We start from the raw sequence: 4,050 nt of genomic DNA, 5'->3' as shown, positions 1-4,050 counted from the left end.
CATGCCTTCTACACCCTGGACGTGTCGGGCGAGACGCCGTTGATCACCAAGAAGGTCGTGCAACTCAACAACGACTACATCCACCAGGTCATCGATGTGTATCACATCTGATCGGGTGCGGGAGGAGATTCGACCATGAGCTACACCATTGCCCTCAACTTCGAGGACGGCGTGACCCGCTTCATCGGCTGCAAGGAGGGGGAGACGGTCCTCGACGCCGCCTATCGGCAGAAGGTCAACCTGCCGATGGACTGTTCCGACGGCGTCTGTGGCACCTGCAAGGGGCACTGCGAGCAGGGCGAGTTCGATATGGGGGATGAGTATCTGGAGGAGGCGCTCTCCGACGAAGAGGCCGCTGAAGGCCAGGTGCTGACCTGCCAGATGGTGCCGTCCTCCGACTGCGTCATCCAGATCCCGGTGGCCTCCTCTGTGTGCAAGACCGCGGTGGGCAAGCTAGAGGGCACCTTGGCCGTGGTCGAACAGCTCTCCGAGGACAGCATCGAGCTGGGCGTGGACCTGGACGACGAGGCCGCACTGACCTTCCTGCCGGGGCAGTACATTCATATCGATGTGCCCGGCACCGAAGAGCACCGCTCCTACTCCTTCAGCTCGAAGCCCGGCGATCGGCGTGCGACCTTCCTGATCCGCAATATCCCCAGCGGGGTAATGAGCGGCTATCTGACCGAGCGCGCCAAGGTCGGCGAACGGCTGGCCCTGACCGGGCCGATGGGCAGCTTCTACCTGCGCGAGATTACCCGCCCGGTGCTGATGCTGGCCGGCGGCACTGGCCTGGCCCCCTTCCTCTCCATGCTCGAACTGCTGGTACAGAAGAAGGCGGAAGGGGAGTCCAATGAGCAGCCGATGCACCTGATTTACGGCGTCAACAAGGACGACCACCTGGTCAAGGTCGACGCCCTGGAGCACTTTGCGAAGGAATTGCCCACCTTCACCTACTCTACCGTGGTGGTAGACGAGGCAAGCGAGCACCCCCGCAAGGGCTACGTCACCCATCATATGGATGCCGAGGTGATGCACGACGGTGACATCGACGTCTACCTGTGCGGGCCACCCCCGATGGTCGATGCCGTGCTCAAGTATTTCGACAAGGAAGGCATCGTGCCGCAGAGCTTCCATTACGAGAAGTTTACGCCGAACCAGGCGCCCAAGGAGGCCTCATGAGCGCCCAACCCGCTACCGCACGTTTTCGGGACAAGGTCATGGTGATCACCGGCGCTGCCCAGGGGATCGGGCAGCGGGTCGCCGAGCGCGCCGCCAGCGAGGGCGCGCGCCTGGCGCTGGTGGACCGAGCCGACCATGTCCAGGAGGTCGTGGACGAGCTGCGTGGGCAGGGCGTCGAGGCCATCGCCCTGCAGGCGGACCTCGAGACCTGGGAGGGGGCCGAAGACGTCATGGCGCGTACCGTCGAACACTTCGGGCGTCTCGATATCCTGATCAACAACGTGGGCGGGGCGATCAATTTCAAGCCGTTCACCGAGTTCACCCCTGATCAAATATCGGCCGAGATTAACCGCTCGCTGATGCCCACCCTGTGGTGCTGTCGTGCAGCGCTGCCCACCATGGTGGAGCAGGGGTGTGGCGTCATCGTCAACATCTCATCGGCGGCGACCCGCGGGATTCATCGGATTCCCTACTCGGCGGCCAAGGGCGGTGTCAACGCCATGACGGCGTCGCTGGCCTTCGAGTATGCCGAGCATGGCATTCGCGTGGTGGCCACCGCCCCGGGTGGCACCGAGGCACCACCGCGGCGTATCTCGCGCGGTACCCCCGAGCCGCGCAACGAGACCGAGCAGGCCTGGTTCCAGGCGCATATCGACCAGACCAAGCAGAGTTGCCTGATGGGGCGCTACGGCACCTTGGACGAAATGGCCGCGCCGATCCTGTTCATGGCCTCCGATGACGCGAGCTACATCACTGGCAGCGTGCTGCCGGTGGCAGGCGGCGACCTCGGCTAGTAGTGCGTCCTTTCCTGGTCGCCTTCTCCTGCGAAGCGCTCGGGACTGGCCGGTGCTGACTCCTGCTTCCCCCGGGAGTCGGCCCCGGCTCAGCGCCCTACCCAACGCCAACGACAATAACGATTCCCTGGAGTACATCGTGAAACATATCGAAAAAGGGGTGGGCTTCAAGAACCTCCCCAAGGATTTTGTCAGGGATCTCAACCCTGACAATGTCAGTGCCGGCCTGGTGGCCGGGATCTTCGGCTTGAGCGCCGGGGTCATCCATATCAGCGCCGGAACGGCCGCGGGCCTCGACCCCGCCTTCATCATGGTCTGGGTGATCAGCTACTTCGTGATCAACGGCATCTTCGGCATGCTGGTGCCCTCTTACTATCGTCTGCCCCTGCCGATGGCCAACTCGATCCCGGGGGCGCTGCTCTTCGCGGCAGTGATTCCCCAGGTCGGGCTGGGACCCGCCCTGGGGGCGACGCTGATCGCCGGTGCGATCTCGCTGATCGCTGGCCTGGCCGGGATGATGAGTATGGTCATGCGGTTGATTCCGATGCCGATCGTCATGGGTATGGTCGCCGGTATCCTGCTCAAGTTCGGCATCAACATGGTCTCGCCGCTGGAGAGTGCGATCCTGCCAGCCTCGATCATGATCCTGACCTTCTTCATCTCGGCACGGCTGCTCAGGCGAGTGCCGCCGCTTATCGTCTCCATGGTGGCCGGCATCCTCTACCTGACGGCAACCGGTGTCGACCTGTCCGGGGTCGAGTTCTCGGTCACCTTCCCCGAGTTCGTCTTACCCGAGTTCACCATGGGGGCCTTCTTGGCCTACGGCCTGCCCCTAGCCCTGATCCTGGTTGGTATGGAGACTCCCGCCGGTGTGGGGCTGGTCAAGGGCATGGGTTACAAGGAGGTGCCGGCGAATGGCATCACTGCCGTGAACGGCTTCGCCACCATGATTTCTGCTTTCTTCAACCTCCACAGCACCTGCATCGCCGCACCGATGACCGGTATCTGCTCCTCGCCGGAAGCCGGCCACAAGGATCGGCGCTGGGTGGCGGCGGCGATCGCCGGGGCGATCTTCGTGGTTTGTGGCCCCTTCTATGGCTACTTCTTCGACCTTATCCAGACCATGCCGGGCTACTTCATCGCCATCGTTGCCGGCCTGGCCCTGATGCGAGTCCTGACGTCGGCCCTGTCGATGGCTTTCGCAGGCAAGAAGCACACCATGGGCGCGCTGTTCGCCTTCCTTATTGCCACCTCGGGCCTGCAGATCCTCGAGATCGGCTCCTCTTTCTGGGCGCTGGTATTGGGCGTGCTGATCTCGTTGATCTTCGAGACCAAGGACTTCGAGTTCATCCGCAAGATCGGTGAGGAGCAGGCCGCCCAGTGATCCCAAACCGCCGGATGGCGGTCAAGACTCCGTGATCTTCCTTGGCCCGTGGCTGTTTCGGCAGCGCGGGCTTTTTTCATGGCTCCCCGGGGCCGTTGCCTTGGCCTCTTATCCTTTTGTCTCAACCCCTGAGGTCAAAAAGGTTGAGTCGTCGTCCAGGCACCCGCCGTGACCCCGTCAGGGGGCGCTGTAAAGGGATCAGACTCGGCACGGTTAGTCGCCGTATCACAGGTGAAATACCGACTATCGTAGACCATGGTCCAGGTTACATTTCAACACCTTGTTTTCCCTTTGGTTATTTTCGCCATGTGCGAGAAGCGAGGGGCCATTATCCCCACCATGGCGATACCCTTGAGGTATGGAGGTGAACTTAAACGATATTGGTGGCGACCCCGCTGTCTGGCCAGAATCCAATCACTACAACCAGAACGCCTTCGCCGATGTGAGCTGTTAAACAGTCGGAGGCCCTGATCACATGCCTTGCATCCCTGACGCGACAGCAGGGCACAACGATAACGACGAGAGCATGACCATGACCGTGAAGATATTTGAGACACCCGAGGTGCAGGCCTTTCTGAACACCGTCGCCGGCCTTGACCAGACGGGCGGCAACCCGCGCGCCAAGCAGATCATGCACCGGCTGCTGTCCGACCTGTACCGGCTGATCGACGACTTCGACGTCACCGAGGAAGA

At 62.1% G+C, this 4,050-nt stretch carries 3 protein-coding genes; all 3 read left to right on the top strand.

Features of this window, described 5'->3' with window-relative positions:
- The first annotated feature begins 135 nt into the window (after window positions 1–135).
- On the top strand, window positions 136–1,179 hold the full coding sequence (benC, locus tag BM341_RS18795) for a benzoate 1,2-dioxygenase electron transfer component BenC (protein WP_089797851.1): 1,044 nt from the start codon (window positions 136–138) through the stop codon (window positions 1,177–1,179).
- Window positions 1,176–1,973, top strand: coding sequence for a benzoate diol dehydrogenase BenD (gene benD / locus BM341_RS18790; protein ID WP_089797849.1), 798 nt, complete (start codon window positions 1,176–1,178; stop codon window positions 1,971–1,973). The genes benC and benD overlap by 4 nt, the downstream gene beginning before the upstream one ends.
- A gap of 139 nt (window positions 1,974–2,112) precedes the next feature.
- Window positions 2,113–3,357 (top strand): benzoate/H(+) symporter BenE family transporter, encoded by a 1,245-nt coding sequence (locus BM341_RS18785; RefSeq protein ID WP_245784342.1) that lies wholly within the window; start codon window positions 2,113–2,115, stop codon window positions 3,355–3,357.
- Window positions 3,358–4,050 lie beyond the last annotated feature (693 nt).

The sequence above is a fragment of the Halomonas korlensis genome, assembly GCF_900116705.1.
Lineage (GTDB): Bacteria > Pseudomonadota > Gammaproteobacteria > Pseudomonadales > Halomonadaceae > Halomonas > Halomonas korlensis.
The sequence above is the reverse complement of the archived record's forward strand: the minus strand, read 5'-3'. Positions and strand labels throughout refer to the sequence as shown.